Below are 16,678 nucleotides of genomic sequence, written 5' to 3' on the forward strand. Positions count from 1 at the left end.
ATGACCCCAAGACCTCTTGATCCGATTTCCAAACCCAATCTGTTGCTATCCCAATGGCCCCGCATCCTCTTGATCTGGGTGCTTACACCGTTGATCGCGCTGGCCTCGTGGCGGTTTCTGATCGGTGGGGTGGAAATGACGATGCCGCATATGATGCATCACGTTCCGGCGCGGGAGTTGGCGTTCTATCTGCATATTTTTCTGGCGCCTGTGGCGTTGATGCTTGTGCCCTTTCAGTTCTGGACCCGGCTGCGCACCCGTCGCCCCGGGTTGCATCGTTGGCTTGGGCGCCTCTATGCGGTGGCGATCCTGATTTCAGGGCTAGCTGGCCTGCAGATCGCGATCGGGACCAACGCCGGGCCGGTGGCGGCCTGGGGCTTTGGTCTGTTGGCAGTGCTTTGGGTGGCGGTCACGGGCTATGCGGTCTGGTTGGCGGTGCTGCGCCGGATTGCCAATCACCGCCGTTGGATGATCCGTTCGGCGGCGCTGACGCTGGCGGGGACAACGCTGCGGTTGGAACTGCCGTTGCTGGCGATGGGTTTTGGGTTTGAGACCGGCTATGTGATTGTCGCCTGGGCCTGCTGGGTGCCCAATGCGCTGCTGGCAGAGTGGCTGGTCCGGCGTTAGGCGTCCATTCATAGTTTGGTTCGACTGCTGGCGGCAGGACAAATGACTGAGACCCAAAAGAAAAGCGCCCTCATTGGGGCGCTTTTTCAAGGCTCTTATAGCTAGGGTGCTTACAGCGCGCCTTTGGTCGAGGGGATCGCATCCGCTTTACGCGGGTCGGTCTCAACGGCGGTGCGCAGCGCCCGGGCAACCGATTTGAAGGCGGCTTCGGCGACGTGGTGTGCGTTGAACCCGTGGATCTTGTCGACATGCAGGGTGATGCCGCCGTGGGTGCTGAAGCCCTGGAAAAACTCGCGCACCAATTCGGTATCGAAGGTGCCAATCTTCTGGGCTTCAAACGGGACGTTCCAGATCAGGTATGGCCGCGCCGACAGATCCAACGCGCAGCGCACCTGGGCATCATCCATCGCCAGATGGCATTCGCCATAGCGGTTGATACCCTTTTTATCACCAAGCGCCGCCGTCAGCGCCTGACCCAGCGCGATGCCGGTGTCCTCAACCGTGTGGTGATCATCGATGTGATAGTCACCCTTGGCGCGGATTGTCATGTCAATCAGCGAGTGGCGCGACAGCTGATCCAGCATGTGGTCAAAGAACCCGACGCCGGTCTGGTTGTCATAGGTGCCGGTGCCGTCAAGGTTGATCTCAACGGAAATCTCGGTCTCTGCCGTCTGGCGCGTAATGGTTGCGGTCCGCATGGGGGCCTCCTGCTGATGTTGCGCCGCTTATACGGCGCAGGCAGGGGCAATCCAAGCGGACATTCGGGGCATGGGAAAATGGGGAGGCAGCCGTTGCGATGCTGCCGCGCTTGCCGTGCGGGCAGGATGTCAGGGCGTTAAGGCACCAGTTTAACGCTGACCGAGCCTTCGTTGTGCAGCATTTCCAGCGTGTCTTTCAACGTCTGCGGCAGTGCTTGACGCAGGCGGTTCACCTTGCTGGTGCTGCCCGCTTTGCCCGCCAGTTCAATCTCGACCAGCAGTTTTTGCAAGGGCAGGGCGCCAAAGACCGCCGCGCTGGAGGCAAACTTGTGGCACTGATCAGCGATTTCAGACAGATCATCGGCACCGCCTTGCAGCCAATCGTTCAGCTCGACCAATTCGGTCTGCATCTTGTCGAGCAGCATGTCGTAGGCCTCACCCACGCTTTCACGCAACGCGATATTGGTGGGGTGATCAACCAGTTGGCGCAGTTGGTTTTCCCGCACCGAGCTGGGGCAGCTGTCGCTGTTGGCCACATCGGTGTGATCGCGGATGATCCGTTGCAGGTCAGGGCGCATCAGCGGCTTGGGCAGCACGTCCTGCATGCCCATCGCCAGGAATTCTGAGACATTTTCGGGCAACACATGAGCGGTCAGCGCCACAATCGGGCTGCGGGCCGAGGCCCCTTTGCCCGCGCGGATGGCGCGGGTGGCTTCGCGCCCGTCCAGAACCGGCATGGAGATATCCATCAGGATCAGATCGTATTCTTTCTGGCTGGCCAGTTCGACGCCGGATTGACCGTCATGGGCTTCTTCCACCTGATGGCCCTCGCGGGTCAGCATGGCGCGCACCACATCACGGTTGATCTGGTTGTCCTCGACGACAAGGATCGACAGACGGTCTTTTTCTTCCAGTGTTTCGGCTTCGGACAGATCGGTTCTGTTGTTCTCCGGCTCTTCCGGCGCTTCCGACGGCGGCATTGGCAGACGCACGGCAAAGGTGGATCCCACCCCAAGTTGGCTTTCAGCCGTGATGGTGCCGCTGAGCGCTTCGGTGATCCGGCGCACAATGCCAAGGCCCAGACCGGTGCCTTCGGTCTTGCGGGCGAAACTGTCGTCGTGGGTGAAGAAGTCTTCAAAGATGCGATCGATGTCGGTTGCGCAGATGCCGATTCCGTCATCCTTGATGCGCAGCTCGATGTCATTGCTGTCAGGGCGGCACCGCACATCCACGATAATTGAACCATCGTCGGTGAACTTCACCGCGTTGCTGAGGAGGTTCAGAATGATCTGTTGCAAACGGCCCGGATCGGTGCTGACCCAGCCACGGCTGGGTCCGGACCAGATCAAGGTCAGGGTGTTGCCCCGTTCCTCGGCGGCGCCACGCTGGCTTTCGACCGCGGATTCAATGACTTCCCGCAGTTTGGTCGGGCGATAGCGCACCACCGGCTTGCCGTCCTCATACCGCGCGATGTCCAGCACATCGTTGACATGGCTGAGCAGCAAGGCACCCGAGGTTTCCATCTTGCCCAAATAAGATTGCTGTTCGTCGTTCAACTTGGTTTCGCGCAGCAACGACATGTTGCCCAGCATCCCATTCATCGGGGTGCGGATCTCATGGCTCATCACCGCAAGGAAACGCGCCTTGGCCTTTTCGCCGGCAAGGGCCTGATCGCGGGCTTCGATCAACTCGCGCTCGGCCCGGACGCGATAAGAAATGTCACGGACAAAAGCGATATATAGCGTCTGGCCGTTGCTTTCGCTTTTCTGTAGGGCCATTTCGATGGGAAACTGGCTGCCGTCCTGACGTTTCGCTTCCATCCGGACGCGGCCTTTGCCAACCATGTGGAAACCGCCCCCATGTTTGACCCGTTTCATGCCACGTTTATGGGCGTCGATATGGCCTTCCGGCACCATCAGCTCAGCCACAGTGCGGCCAATGGCATAGTCGCGGTCATAGCCAAAGATATCCGCCGCCGCTTTGTTGTATTCCTGAATGATCCCGTCCGCATCCGACACGATCACCGCATCAAGCGAGCTGGACAATACCGCGCGTGACCGTTTGCTGGACGACAAGAGCGACCGGCGACGTGCCTCTGACAGCCGGCGCAGGCGGTTGAAATAGAAGGCCAGCAGCACCAGAGAGGTCATCAGCAGACCACTGGTGCCCGCCATCACCTTGAGGGTGGTCGACAGACCGATCTGGTCACGATCCAACAGCACCGACAGATTGGCCTGGCCGATCGCCGCCATTTCACGGACAAAGGGCGCCATGTCGATGGATTCTTGTTCAAGCTGGCGCAGGTTCACGGCCACAGCCTGTTCCGATCCCATCAGGAAGGGACGGGAATGTTCGATATGTTCTTGGATCCGGTTCAACGCTTCGTCAAAGCCGGGCACGTTGCGCAGCGGCTCATAGACGGCTCCGTAGCGGAGATAGTCCAGACGGTTCTGGAAGATCGCAAATTCCTGCCGCACAGTGACCAGAGTGTTCTCTGTGCCATGAAGTGCCTGACGCAGTGCGTAGGTGTAGGACAGAAACTCGACTTCGGCCTCGTTCAGCGACCATTCGATTTCATCGGTGGCCGATTGGCGCAGGGTACGGACGTCCTTGATCACCTGCATGGCCAGCAGCGACATGACGGTGATGCTGATTACGGTGAGAACCACCAGCAGCCAGGGATTGCCAAAGACCCGGATGGCCTTGCCCGATTGGGAGGTAAAGAGCTCTTCTTCGCGGTAGCGGTCCGGCGGCGTGCCAAACGCGGCCCCAAACAGCCACCCACAGAACGTTTTGAAACGTCCTGACTGGTCCGCCTTGCTGGCGTCTGCGATGGGGTCTGTCGGGTCGGTCACTTGAACGGTTTCCGGTACTCTTTACGATATTCGGTCTTCACTCACTTGGCCCTAGCGCAAGATCCGTGCCACATCGCAAATTCGCCATATGTGCGCGCGGGTCTCAAACAGGGCCGAAACCAATCAGCGGCAGAGAGCAATGTCTTTGAGGGCGGGGGCCCTCGCATCCACTGGGTAGCTCTCGTGCCGCCTTGGCCCCGAATATACCTTTGGACAGGGTGCCCTGTCTCAGGCGCATAAGGCGGGGCGGCACCCCAATTGGCAGGTCCTTCGGACAGGGATACATCCCAAAGGATTGGTGGATTTGATCAGATCAGCCTTGCTGGTAAGCGTTTTGTAGGAAGTCGCGCAGCGTCGCAGAGGCCAGTGGCTTGGTCATCAGGCTGACCTTCAACCTGTCCGCCGTCTGCTGCACAACGTGGTCCCGTTGTGCAGTGATCAGGCAGGCGGGCACCGGCCCCATGTGTTCGCCAAGATCCGCCAGAAGGTCGCTGCCCAAAGCGCCACCGTCCAACTGGTAGTCCGCGATGATGGCGTCAGGTGTCACGTCAAACTCCGCCAGCAACTGGTGCGCCTGCGCAGTGGTCTGGGCAGCCAGCACAGTGGCGCCCCATTGCTCCATCGTCAGGGTCAGGGCGCTGAGCAGGTCGGCGTCATTTTCCACCAACAGCACAAACATGTTTTCCAAATCTTGCAGTTCCGCCTGTTGCTGCGGTCTGTGCGGGCGTCGGCTGGGGGGCTTGGCCGCGCGCTGCAGGTCCACCGCGAAACAGGTGCCTTGATGCGGTTCCGAACGCAGATGCAGCGGATGTTTCAACAATGCACAGGCCCGCTCCACAATGGCCAGCCCCAGTCCTAGCCCCTCGGAGGCGCTGCTGGGGGCGGCGATGCGGTGAAACTCGTCAAAGATCAGCTCCTGCTGATCGTCAGGGATGCCGGGGCCGGTGTCATGCACCTCGACCCGAACCTGTGTGCCGTGCCGCCGCACCCCGATCAGCACTTTGCCACGCGCGGTATAGCGCACCGCATTGCCGATCAGGTTTTGCAGGATGCGGCGCAGATAGGTGGCGTCGCTGGTGACGGTCACGCTGGTTGGCACAACCCGCAGGTCAATGCCTTTGGCCGCCGCCACGGGGGCAAGTTCATCACGCAGCTGCAACAACAACCTGCCCAGCGGAACCTGACCCAGATGCACTGCCGCCTGTCCGCTGTCGAGTTTCGAGATATCCAGCAAAGCGCCAAGGATATGTTCGACGGAGTTCAGCGCGTTTGACGCCCGTTCCAGCACCGAGCGGGTCTGCGCATCCCCCCGATCCGCCAGCACCGAGCCGACATAGAGTTTTGCCGCCGACAAAGGTTGCAGCAGATCGTGGCTGGCGGCGGCCACAAAACGGGATTTGGAGGCATTGGCGCGTTCGGCCTCGGCCAAGGCATCCTCCAGCTCCAGCGTGCGTTCGATCACCCGCTGTTCCAGCTGCTCGTTGGCCTCATAGACCGCTTGAACCGCGGCACGTTCGGCGCTGACGTCACTGAAAGAAAACACAAATCCCCGATCTGGCATTTCCTGCGCAGAAACCGTCAGAACGCGGCCGTTGTGATGGCGCATTTCAAAACTCAAGGGCGCACGGCTGGCTTCGCTGCGGACCCAGCGTTCGACCTGATCGGCACTCATGCCACCGGTGAACTGAACTTCATCGCGGAACCGTTCGAACAACCCGTCAAACCCGATGCCCATGCGCAGCTTGGTCACTGTCAGCGACAACAGTTCGCCAAACCGTTGGTTCCAGCCGACTAGACGGGCCTGATCGTCAAAGATGCAGACACCCTGATCCAGATGTTCCAGCGTGGCCCGGATCAGTTTGGCCTGTGTGTCCAGCATCCGGTCACGTTCAGCCCGTTCAAGCCGCATGATGTCGGTCACATCGGTTTGCAGGATCACGGTGCCGCCGTCTGGCGTTCGGTGTTCGCTGACCTGCACCCAGCGGTTCCAGACCATACGGGCGTTGAAAATCACATGGCGGTCCTGATGCCGTTCCATGCGACGCGCCGCCCAGCTCTCGGCAGTTTCGCCCTCGGCGAGTGTCAGAAATTGCGACCGGCTGATGGTGTCGACATAGGTGCGAAAGCTGATGCCGGGCTGCATCCGGTCGCGAACATCAGGCATATGCAGGCCAAAACGGCTGTTGCACATGACCAGCTTTTCGTCCGCGTTGAACAGGGCAAAACCTTCCTGCACCGTTTCAATTGCATTGGTGAGGTTGCGTCTTGCCGCTTCGGTTTCTGCGTTGGCTTCGGCCAGTTGCGCGTTGGACTGGTTCAGCAGATCCAGCGCACGGCCCAATTCACGAGTGCGTTCGCGCACCTCCTCTTCCAGCAGCGCAGCCCGCTGAAACTGCGCATAGGCCGCGCCCAACCCGTCCGAGCCCTGTTCAACCCGCCGCATCAGGGCGGCGCTGATCTTCTTCAGTTTGGCGTTCTGCCGTTCCAGACTGTCGGCGGGGTTGATCAGGCTGTCAGGGCTTGCATTTGGGGGGCTTGCGTTGGCGGGGGTCATGACGCGCCACCCGTATCATCAGGGGCATAGAAAGCCACACCGGTGAGCGTCTGGTTCACATGCATCGAGTTCCACTGTTCGCCATAGGTTGAAAACCCCACGACCCCACGTTCGGCCATCAGATCAGACAGTTGGCCGGTCATCTGCTTCTGTTCCGCCTCCAGTTTGCGCAGCAGGCAATCGCAGGCAAGGATCGCGGCTGGCGGGCCTTTGGCGGCCAGCGCATCCAGTTCGGCAGCCAGATGGTCCACCATGTCCAATGGCTCTGCCAGGGTCAGCACAAGGCCCTCGTCGATGGCTGAGAAAAACACCAGATCGCCATTGTCTGCCACCCGCTGGATCGAGCGCACGTGATGCTGGTCGCCAATGCGCACCACCACCGGGTGGGCGGCAAAGGTAAACGTGTCGAGCTGTTCTGGATCCTTGCCGAGAATGCGGGCGTATTCACGGGCGGCGGGTTCGGCGTTGATTTCGCGCACCAGCCGTTCTTCGGGGTCAGCTTCGGTCACAACCATTTTGCGCGGGCTGGGCACCAGATGATCGGATTTGAACACTTTGATCGGGCAGCGGCTGCGAATTTGCGCCAGCACCGCGGCGTTCTGGTAGAGCTTGCCGCCGCTGAGCACGAAGGTGGCGCCGAACCGTTCCCCATCCCCGGCAGAGCCGCCGAACAGAGGCACTGGCCCCAGGCCAAGGGACAGATCCGCCGCCAGCACATCTTCGCGTCGGGACAGGCCGTCGATCAACAAGAAGTTGAACTCATGCCGGAAGTCTGAAGCCTCCTGCGCCAGCTGATTGCGGTTTTGCAGCATTTGAGCAACCAGCCCGTCGCTGTCATAATCGGTCAGGTTTTCAACCATAAGGTTTCGCGCGCGAAACAGGCTGTGGGGCAGGGCAATGGCGATGATCTGGCCTTCTTCATAGCCGTTGCGGGTCAACTCCCCGGCGGTGGAACAACCAATGACCGTGGCGGGGGCAAACACCCTTTCTGCCTCTGCCGCCAGTTGTGTCACCTCCGCCTTGGGGGAAAAGAACAGCAACACCAGTTCCAGCGGCTCCGGTCCCAGCTCTGATGCCAAAGCCCGCAGCACATCCGGCGTGTCATGGGGCAGATGCACCACACGCAAAACCTCGGGGTCTGTTGCTTGCTGGTCTTTCACGCGGGCGCTCTCCCTTCGCTGGCGTGTCGCTTGCAGCGTCAGAATGCGGGCTTAAGCGCCGTCTTGCAAGATATTGGCAAAGCTTGTTTCCTTGGCGATCAGAACCGCCTGTGTCCGGCTTTGCACCCCAAGTTTGCGCATGATCGCGGTGACATGGGCTTTCACAGTGGTTTCTGCGATCGACAGGTCAAAGGCGATCTGCTTGTTCAGTTTGCCCTCACAGATCAGTTGCAAAATGCGGGCCTGCTGTTTGGTCAGCGTGGCCAGACGGGCGGCGGCATCGGCGCTGTCGGTGTCGGGCGCATCCTCGATCAGGTCGCAGCCGTCAGGAACAAACTGTTCGCCCCGTTTCACCGCGTCAAAGGCAAGCGCAAAGACATCCCGTTGGCTGTGTTTCGGCACAAATCCCGCCGCTCCGGATTGCAAAGCTGAGGTGATGACCCGTGCGTCGCTCATGGAAGACACCACAATCACCGGCACATCTACCGCTTTGCGCAGCCGGATCAATCCGTCAAAGCCGTTCACATCCGGCAGGTTGAGGTCCAGCACCACCACATCCGGCACACCCTGGTTGCCAATATCCTCCAGCGCGGCCTCCAGACTGGCGGCCATGCGAATGTCCTGCGTGCCGGTCACGGCCCTGAGCGTCATCGCCAATGCGTCGCAAAACAGCGGATGGTCATCCACCACCAGCGCGGACTGGATCTGTTTCGGGGCGGATTTGGCAGCGCTTGCGGGCAAGGCGTCCTCCTGAAGGCGAAAAGACAGGTGCATTTTATCCAAATTGGACATTGACCGTATAGTGGCCCTTAGTCGTAACCTGACAGGGTTATTTTGACGCGATTGCGATTTACCTTCTGTTTACCAATACCGGGCCAGATTGGTCTTACACCTTTTCCGGTTCTTCTGGCGTCCTATTTTGCGCCGCAGCCGCATCTACACCCTTGGTCGCATAGGCGGATCCGCCGCTTTGCGCTTAGCCTCTTGCCCAAGAAGGAGGACAAACACATGCAACTGACCGATTCCCGTGAGATCAACACGGCTCGCGCCACTGTCTGGGCGGCTTTGCTGTCGGCGGAGGTGCTGAAGGAATGTGTGCCGGGCTGCAAAGAGATGTCCGGCACACCCGAAGACGGGTTCGAGGCCACCGTGGTGCAGAAAGTTGGTCCGGTGAAGGCAACCTTCAAGGGGGCCGTAAGCTTTTCCGATATCGTCGCGGGGGAGGCCCTGACCCTGACTGGAGAGGGCAAAGGTGGCGCAGCAGGCTTTGCCAAAGGCGGCGCGAAAGTCACGCTGGAAGATCTGCCCGAAGGCGGCACCCGGCTGAGCTACGATGTGGAAGCCAAGGTCGGCGGCAAACTGGCCCAGCTGGGCAGCCGCATCATTGACGGCTTTGCCAAGAAAATGGCCGATCAGTTCTTTGAGAACTTCCAGAATGCTGTGGAAGGTCCATCTGAGGCGGAAGACGCTGAGGAGCAAGCCGGAGATCAGGCCGGAGATCAGGCCGACGAGCAAACCGGAGAGAAGAAGGGCTGGTTCAAGAAAGTCCTCGGCTCTTAAGGGGCCGGAAACACTGGGCGGGGCCTTTGGGCCCTGCGTCTTCATCAACGCAAGTACCAAGATTATCTGCTTTAGGGAGGGCACGATGACAGAAGTGAAAATGACGGTGAACGGCCGTGCGGTTTCGGGCGATGCGGAGGGGCGGACATTGCTGTCGACCTTCTTGCGCGAAACCCTTGGGATGACCGGCACCCATGTGGGCTGTGACACCAGCCAATGTGGCGCCTGTGTGGTCCATGTGAACGGTAACGCGGTGAAAAGCTGCACCATGTTTGCGCATGAGGCCGCCGGTGCAGAGGTTGCCACCATCGAAGGCCAGGCCGCACCGGATGGCACGCTAAACAAGATCCAGCAGGCGTTTCAGGATTACCACGGCCTGCAATGTGGTTTCTGCACGCCGGGCATGGTGATGTCTGCGGCGGCGCTGCTGAAAGAAAACCCGCAGCCGACCGAAGCCGAGGTACGTGACTATCTGGAAGGCAATATCTGCCGCTGCACCGGCTATCACAACATCGTCCGCGCGATCATGGCGGCCTCTGGTCAAGAGGTGCCAGCGGTGGCGGCCGAATAAGTCATAAACCCAGATCCGCTGCGCCTGCGAGAGACCTCTGGGCGCGGTTTCATTGAGGATTTTCAGATCATTGAAAGAGAAGGGCTGGAGGAGGCCTTACTGTTTCTAGGGAGGATAATATGCCGAAGGATCAAGGCATTGGCGCCAGCAGCAAGCGGCGCGAAGACGTAAGGTTCCTGACCGGAACCGGCAATTACACAGATGACATCAACCTGATGAACCAGACCTATGCGCATTTCCTGCGCTCGGATGTGGCGCATGGCACGATCAACAGCATCGACGCCTCCGCCGCCGAGGCGATGGAGGGTGTGGTCAAGGTCTTCACCGCGAAGGATCTCGAAGGGGTGGGCGGCATTCCCTGCGGCTGGCAGGTGACAGACCGCGAAGGCAACCCGATGCAGGAGCCGAAGCACCCCATTCTGGCCGAGGGCAAGGTGCGCCACGTCGGCGATCCCATCGCCGTTGTCATCGCCGAAAGCCCTGAGTTGGCGCGGGATGCAGCCGAAGCCGTTGAGGTGGACATTACTGAGCTGCCTGCCGTGGTGGATATGAAAGCCGCCTGCGCTGAGGGCGCCACCAAGGTGCATGACGATCTGTCCTCAAACCTTTGTTACGACTGGGGCTTTGTGGAAGAGAACCGCGATGCGGTGGATCAGGCGATCAAAAACGCCGCCCATGTCACCACGCTGGAGCTGACCAACAACCGTCTGGTTGCCAACCCGATGGAGCCTCGTGTGGCGGTGGGGGACTACAACCGCGCCAATGATGAGCACACGCTCTACACCACCTCACAGAACCCGCATGTGATCCGCCTGCTTATGGGCGCCTTTGTGCTGGGTATCCCGGAACATAAGCTGCGGGTGGTTGCGCCTGATGTGGGCGGTGGTTTTGGCACCAAAATCTTCCACTACGCGGAAGAGGCCTTTGTCACCTTTGCCGCCAAGGCGCTGAACCGCCCGGTGAAATGGACCTGCTCGCGCTCGGAGGCGTTTATCTCGGACGCGCATGGCCGCGATCATGTGACCAAGATCGAACTGGCGCTGGATGCGGACAATAAGTTCACCGCGATCCGCACCGAAACCTACGCAAATATGGGTGCTTACCTGTCGACCTTTGCGCCTTCGGTGCCGACCTGGCTGCATGGCACATTGATGGCGGGCAACTACACCACGCCGCTGATTTATGTGAATGTGAAGGCGGTCTTTACCAACACGGTGCCGGTGGATGCCTATCGCGGGGCAGGTCGCCCCGAGGCAACCTTCCAGCTGGAGCGGGTGGTGGACAAAGCGGCGCGCGAGTTGGGCATGGATCCGGCGGAGCTGCGGCGTTTGAACTTCATCAAACCCGATCAGTTCCCCTATGAGACCCCTGTTGCGGTGGCCTATGACACTGGCAACTACCACGCCACGCTGGATAAGGCGCTGGAGCTGACCGACTACGCTGGCTTTGACGCCCGCGTGGCACAAAGCACAGCCAACGGCAAAATGCGCGGCTTCGGCATCGCCCATTACATCGAGGCCTGCGGCATCGCACCGTCGAATCTTGTCGGGCAGCTGGGCGCACGTGCGGGGCTTTATGAATCGGCCACTGTGCGGGTCAACGCCACCGGATCGATTGCCGTGATGACCGGCAGCCACAGCCATGGGCAGGGGCATGAAACCACCTTTGCCCAGGTGATGGCGGATATGATCGGCATTGACGAAAGTCAGGTCGATATCGTCCACGGCGACACCTCGAAAACCCCGATGGGCATGGGCACCTATGGCTCGCGCTCAATCGCGGTCGGCGGCTCGGCCATGGTTCGGGCGGCGGAAAAGGTGATCAACAAGGCCAAGAAAATTGCCGCCCACCTGATGGAAGCCGCCGATGCGGATATCGAACTGAAGGACGGTCAGTTCTCAGTCGCAGGTACGGATAAATCCGTGGCCTGGGGCGATGTCTGCCTGGCAGCTTACGTGCCGCACAATTACCCGCTGGAAGAAATCGAACCGGGGCTGGAAGAGACCGCGTTCTACGATCCGGCAAACTTCACCTACCCGTCGGGTGCTTACTTCTGCGAAGTAGAGGTGGATCCCGGCACCGGTAAGATCGATATCCTTGGCTTCACCGCGGCGGATGATTTCGGCAATGTGATCAACCCGATGATCGTCGAAGGTCAGGTGCATGGTGGACTGGCACAAGGTCTGGGCCAGGCAATGCTGGAAAACTGCGTCTATGATGACAACGGCCAGCTGCTCAGCGGGTCCTACATGGATTACGCCATGCCAAGGGCCCATGATCTGCCGAACTTCACCGTCGATCATTCCTGCCAGACACCTTGTACCCACAACCCGCTTGGGGTGAAGGGCTGCGGTGAGGCAGGGGCCATCGGGTCGCCGCCGGCCCTGGTCAACGCTGTGATTGATGCGCTGCACCGCGGGGGCTACCCTGTAGAGCATATCGACATGCCACTGTCGCCCTCGCGTGTGTGGAACGCGATGCAGTCGGTCAAATAAGGAAGGACAGTCAGAATGTATAACTTTGACTTTGAACAGCCCGCCAGCGTCGAAGACGCGGTTGCAGCGCTGAAGGAAGAAGATGCGCTGGCGCTTTCTGGTGGCCAGACGCTGATCCCGTCGATGAAACAGCGGCTAAACGCGCCCTCAAAACTGGTGAGCCTGACGGGCATTGAGGCGCTGAAAGGCGTCTGCCAGAACGGCGATACCCTGTCGGTTGGTGCGGCCACCACCCATGCCACTGTGGCTGCAGAGGGCGGTGCCTATGCAGCACTGGCCGCGCTGGCAGGTGGCATCGGTGACCCGGCGGTGCGCAACCGTGGAACACTGGGCGGCTCTCTAGCCAACAACGATCCGGCGGCCTGTTATCCGTCGGCGGTGCTGGCCTCTGGCGCAACCGTGGTGACCAATGCGCGGGAAATCGCGGCGGATGACTTCTTTGACGGGATGTTCGCCACCGCGCTGGACGAGGGGGAGATCATCACCTCGGTCAATTTCCCGATCCCGGAAAAGGCCAGCTATCAGAAGTTCGAACAACCCGCGTCCCGCTTTGCGCTGACCGGGGTGTTTGTCGCCAAATACGCAGATGGTGTGCGGGTGGCCGTGACCGGGGCGTCAGAAGAGGGCGTGATGCGCTGGGCCGAGGCGGAAGCCGCCTTGTCAGCAGATTTTTCTCCGGAGGCTGTCGACGGGCTGTCGGTTGCCGCTGACGGGTTGATCAGTGATCTGCATGGCACGCCGGAGTATCGCGCCAATCTGATCAAGGTTCTGACGAAACGGGCTGTAGCGTCAGCCTGATCCAGTGAAACCGTTGAACAAAGAAGGGCGCTCCATAACGGGGCGCCCTTTTGTGTGGCCACCGTTGCTGCCTGCGGCGGGAGTATTTGAAGATCGATGAAAGGCGCTTTCAATGATCCTGAAATACTCAAATCCAGTCCCTGACCAGCGGCTCAAACCTCTGGCTTGCGCGCAATCAGGTCCACCAGCGCAGACATGCCGGAATGGCCGCGGCCTTCTTGCACTTCGCGTTCGTAAGCCTCCAACGTCACAATCTCCCAGCCCGAGAAACCGGCGCGGAGCATTTCGGGTGTGTAGAGGTTTTCCAGAAACGGCGGGCCGCCGGTGCCGTATTCCAGTTGTTTCTGGGTATAGCCGTGCAACATCACCAATCCGCCGGGCCTTGTTGCGGCCTGCATGCGCGCGAACTGCAAGGCGCGGCCTTCGGGGCCGACGAACTGAATGAAGAGGCCAGCAACAATGTCGAACTGCGCGTCGGGCCAGGGATCGTTTAGGATGTCGCAGTGCCGGAATTCCACCGTGACCTCCTTGTCGGCTGCCAGGGCGCGGCCACGGTCCAGCGCGGTGGGGGCAAACTCCAGCGCGGTCACTTCAAGGCCGCGTTCCGCCATGAAGACGGAATTGCGTCCTTCGCCATCGGCCACAGCCAAGGCGCTGCGGCCAGGGATCAGATGGTCCAGATGGTCGCGCAGAAACTGCGCAGGGGCCGTGCCGAAGACAAAATCTTCTGAAGCCGCGTAGCGTTCTTCCCACATGTGTGTTTCTCCTTTGCTGACAGATAGATGGGGTCAAATGCGCGTCCTCAAAGGGGGGCAACAAAAAACGCCCCCGCAATCAAGGCGAGGGCGTTCTAACTGTCGACAGAAGCGCGGTTTACTTGTTCAGCGGGCCGATCATCATGATCATCTGACGGCCTTCCATCTTGGGCATGTTTTCAACTTTGCCCAGCTCTTTGATGTCTTCAGCAACCCGCAAGAGCAGCTCACGACCCAGGTTCTGGTGCGCCATTTCACGGCCGCGGAAACGCAGGGTGACCTTCACCTTGTCGCCATTTTCCAGAAATTTGAACACGTTACGCATTTTGACGTCATAGTCATGCGTATCGGTGTTGGGGCGGAATTTGACCTCTTTGACTTCGATGGTCTTCTGCTTTTTACGCGCCTCGGATTCCCGCTTCTGCTGTTCGTATTTGAACTTGCCGAAGTCCATGATCTTGCAGACGGGCGGGTTCGCGTTGGGCGAGATTTCCACCAGGTCAAGGCCTGCCTCTTGGGCCATGACCAAAGCTTTGGCAGGCGAGACAACACCGACATTTTCACCTTCTGCGCCAATCAGGCGGACTTCGGGGCAACGAATACGATCGTTGATCCGGGGGCCGGTGTCGCGTGTCGGGGGCGCGTTATGAGGTCTGCGAGCTATGGGTTCAATCCTTCAATCGTTGGCGAATTTGAGGCCCAAACCTAATCCCGCTCAAGGGAATCTTCAAGCGGTTAATGCTGCGGGATGCGTCAAATCTTGGGGTTTTCCCCCTAGTATGCGGCGGCGCAGCATGAAAGGAAGGGGGCAATAGAAGCGCGCCCAGGCTTGGGGCGGGCAAATTAGGGGGTAGCCTCATGAAATATGTTATTGGGATTGTTGTTGCAGCTGTTGTTGTGGTGGCCGGATATTTGGCTTTTGTGAAACCGGGCGACTTAGAAGAGGCCGCGGCCGTACCTGCGGCGCCGGAAGTCTCTGAAGAGGCGGCTGTGGTGGAAGAGGTTGCCGAAGGGGTGGTACCCGACACCGTAGAAGCGGCGGTCGAAAGCGCGGTTGAAGAGGCCGCAGCAGAGGTGCAGGAGACCGTTGAAGCGGTGAAGGAAGAGGTGACCGAGGCCGTTGACAGCGCGGTGGAAACTGCAACCGATGAGGTGGTTTCGGCTGCGGCAGAGGCGACCGAGGGGCTCGGCGAAGGTGTTTCCGAGGCGGCACAGTCGGTTATGGAAGGCGCGGCAGGTCAACTGGCTGAGCAGGTCAACGGTGTCGTATCCGTAGCGGTAGGTGACACTGTTGACGCGGCAGGTGACACAGCCGCCGCAGCGGCAGAGACCGCCGTGGAAGCGACCACGGCGGCAACGGACGCGGCGACTGAGGTTGCGTCGGCAGCCACAGATGCGGCGGCTGAGGCGGCAGAAACTGCGGCGGCGGCAACCGAGGCAGCGACCGAGACCGCAGCGGCTGTAACCGAAGGCGCAGCTGAGGCGACTGAGGAAGCGACTAAAATCTCGCCAGCGGAACTGTTTTCCGTGGAAGGGTTCGATTTCGACAAGGCAGCAGAGTTTATCAAAGGCTCGGATTTGAACCCGCTGGCCCGCAATGCGCTGACACAGGCGCTGGCCACGGCACGGGACAACCCCGAAATGCTGGCCGCAGCACTGGAAGCAGCCCGTGGGCAGCTGGGCCTCTAAGCCTGCGCGAATTCTCAGATCGTTCAACGCCGCCCTCGCTGGGCGGCGTTTTTTGTTTTGCAACACCGGGCGGCGCGGCTTGCTGCGGTCAGCTGTTGCGGAAAACCGTACATTGCGCCTGTGTGGCGGCAACAAAGGCACGCATCCGTTTGTTAAGCCGGCGGTTCGGGGCGTGGATCAGTTGAATGCTGAACGGGGTGAAATCTGCGTTAGGTAGAACAGGGCGCAGCAGACCCGCTGCCGCCGCTTCCTGCACCACAAAATCTGGCAGCCGGATGATCCCGTGCCCGTCAATTGCCGCCTGTTTCAGAAACGCCCCAGTGTTGGAATTCAAGGCGGGCTTGAAGGTCAGATTGACCGGTTTGCCCGCATAATCAAAATGCCAGGTTGGACGCCGGTCCGCACCTCGGTGCAAGAGCGCATGGGTTGCAGGAAGCTCATGCCAAGTTCCCGCGCAATGGTGACCTTGAGAGGCCCGTGCAGCGCCTGTCTGGCATGGGTGAAATCGGCCGTCAGATCCTCGGTGTCGGCAAGGATGGGCAGGCTGCGCTGATAAAGTTCGCGGCCCGCATCACTCACCCCCCAGTTGCCCGGCTGGCGGTCGACCAGGGTCACATCAAAATGCGCCTCCAGTTGCGCCAAACGGCGGCTGACGGCAGATTTGGCGATGCCCAGGGTCGTGGCGGCCTTGGTGATGCTGCCGTGTCCGACAACGCTGACAAACAGTTTGAGATCTTCGATCTGGCCCATCGTGTTCTCATTTTGTGACCTCTTTGGGCATATCTTTCGGTCTTGGTGCCGAAACTGCAACCCTTTATCCTTGTCGCAACCGGACAGTGCAATCGCCATGCGGGGGCACCGCCCTATACATAGAGGGACGCGCCTGCGTTTCAGAGCCGTTTGACAGATGAAACAA

Annotated in this window: 15 protein-coding genes; 6 read left to right on the forward strand and 9 right to left on the reverse strand. The window is 60.0% G+C overall.

Annotated features, from left to right (window positions below; translation table 11 throughout):
- On the forward strand, positions 1-627 hold the full coding sequence (locus SIC14_RS13700) for a DUF2306 domain-containing protein (RefSeq protein ID WP_412562484.1): 627 nt from the start codon (positions 1-3) through the stop codon (positions 625-627).
- 110 nt (positions 628-737) lie between these two features.
- On the opposite strand, the gene hisB is transcribed toward SIC14_RS13700, so the two are convergent.
- The 5 genes from hisB to SIC14_RS13725 all read right to left on the reverse strand — a co-directional run bounded on the left by hisB (position 738) and on the right by SIC14_RS13725 (position 8,545).
- Positions 738-1,325: an imidazoleglycerol-phosphate dehydratase HisB gene (gene hisB, locus SIC14_RS13705; RefSeq protein ID WP_412562485.1), complete on the reverse strand. Its 588-nt coding sequence runs from the start codon at positions 1,323-1,325 to the stop codon at positions 738-740.
- A gap of 137 nt (positions 1,326-1,462) precedes the next feature.
- Positions 1,463-4,180: an ATP-binding protein gene (locus SIC14_RS13710; protein WP_412562486.1), complete on the reverse strand. Its 2,718-nt coding sequence runs from the start codon at positions 4,178-4,180 to the stop codon at positions 1,463-1,465.
- Between the two features lie 313 nt (positions 4,181-4,493).
- A complete protein-coding gene (locus SIC14_RS13715) occupies positions 4,494-6,734 on the reverse strand; it encodes a PAS-domain containing protein (protein WP_412562487.1) in 2,241 nt (746 codons plus the stop codon).
- On the reverse strand, positions 6,731-7,894 hold the full coding sequence (locus tag SIC14_RS13720; RefSeq protein WP_412562488.1) for an FIST N-terminal domain-containing protein: 1,164 nt from the start codon (positions 7,892-7,894) through the stop codon (positions 6,731-6,733). Before SIC14_RS13720 ends, SIC14_RS13715 begins: the two co-directional genes overlap by 4 nt.
- A gap of 51 nt (positions 7,895-7,945) precedes the next feature.
- Complete coding sequence (locus SIC14_RS13725; RefSeq protein ID WP_412565871.1) at positions 7,946-8,545, reverse strand: LuxR C-terminal-related transcriptional regulator; 600 nt, start codon at positions 8,543-8,545, stop codon at positions 7,946-7,948.
- Positions 8,546-8,902: 357 nt separating this feature from the next.
- On the opposite strand from SIC14_RS13725, the gene SIC14_RS13730 reads away from it, so the two are divergent.
- The 4 genes from SIC14_RS13730 (at position 8,903) to SIC14_RS13745 (ending at position 13,318) form a co-directional block, all read left to right on the forward strand.
- Positions 8,903-9,454, forward strand: a complete 552-nt coding sequence (locus tag SIC14_RS13730) for a CoxG family protein (protein ID WP_412562489.1) — start codon at positions 8,903-8,905, stop codon at positions 9,452-9,454.
- Between the two features lie 85 nt (positions 9,455-9,539).
- The gene (locus tag SIC14_RS13735) at positions 9,540-10,025 is read left to right on the forward strand and encodes a (2Fe-2S)-binding protein (RefSeq protein WP_058244192.1); all 486 of its coding nucleotides are present in this window, start codon (positions 9,540-9,542) and stop codon (positions 10,023-10,025) included.
- Positions 10,026-10,144: 119 nt separating this feature from the next.
- Positions 10,145-12,520 (forward strand): xanthine dehydrogenase family protein molybdopterin-binding subunit, encoded by a 2,376-nt coding sequence (locus SIC14_RS13740; RefSeq protein ID WP_412562490.1) that lies wholly within the window; start codon positions 10,145-10,147, stop codon positions 12,518-12,520.
- Between the two features lie 15 nt (positions 12,521-12,535).
- A complete protein-coding gene (locus tag SIC14_RS13745; protein ID WP_412562491.1) occupies positions 12,536-13,318 on the forward strand; it encodes an FAD binding domain-containing protein in 783 nt (260 codons plus the stop codon).
- Between the two features lie 152 nt (positions 13,319-13,470).
- Here SIC14_RS13745 and SIC14_RS13750 read toward each other — a convergent pair whose 3' ends face one another.
- On the reverse strand, positions 13,471-14,073 hold the full coding sequence (locus SIC14_RS13750; RefSeq protein WP_412562492.1) for an SAM-dependent methyltransferase: 603 nt from the start codon (positions 14,071-14,073) through the stop codon (positions 13,471-13,473).
- A gap of 118 nt (positions 14,074-14,191) precedes the next feature.
- Positions 14,192-14,737, reverse strand: coding sequence for a translation initiation factor IF-3 (gene infC, locus SIC14_RS13755; protein WP_412565872.1), 546 nt, complete (start codon positions 14,735-14,737; stop codon positions 14,192-14,194).
- A gap of 194 nt (positions 14,738-14,931) precedes the next feature.
- On the opposite strand from infC, the gene SIC14_RS13760 reads away from it, so the two are divergent.
- Complete coding sequence (locus SIC14_RS13760; protein ID WP_412562493.1) at positions 14,932-15,762, forward strand: hypothetical protein; 831 nt, start codon at positions 14,932-14,934, stop codon at positions 15,760-15,762.
- 88 nt (positions 15,763-15,850) lie between these two features.
- Here the strand turns inward: SIC14_RS13760 and SIC14_RS13765 are convergent, their stop codons facing one another.
- Both SIC14_RS13765 and SIC14_RS13770 read right to left on the reverse strand, forming a co-directional pair.
- Positions 15,851-16,177, reverse strand: a complete 327-nt coding sequence (locus SIC14_RS13765; protein WP_412562494.1) for a LysR substrate-binding domain-containing protein — start codon at positions 16,175-16,177, stop codon at positions 15,851-15,853.
- Positions 16,111-16,512: a LysR family transcriptional regulator gene (locus tag SIC14_RS13770; RefSeq protein WP_412562495.1), complete on the reverse strand. Its 402-nt coding sequence runs from the start codon at positions 16,510-16,512 to the stop codon at positions 16,111-16,113. Before SIC14_RS13770 ends, SIC14_RS13765 begins: the two co-directional genes overlap by 67 nt.
- Positions 16,513-16,678 lie beyond the last annotated feature (166 nt).

The organism is Thalassobius sp. MITS945101, assembly GCF_047123305.1.
In the GTDB taxonomy this organism is placed as follows: Bacteria; Pseudomonadota; Alphaproteobacteria; order Rhodobacterales; family Rhodobacteraceae; genus Thalassobius.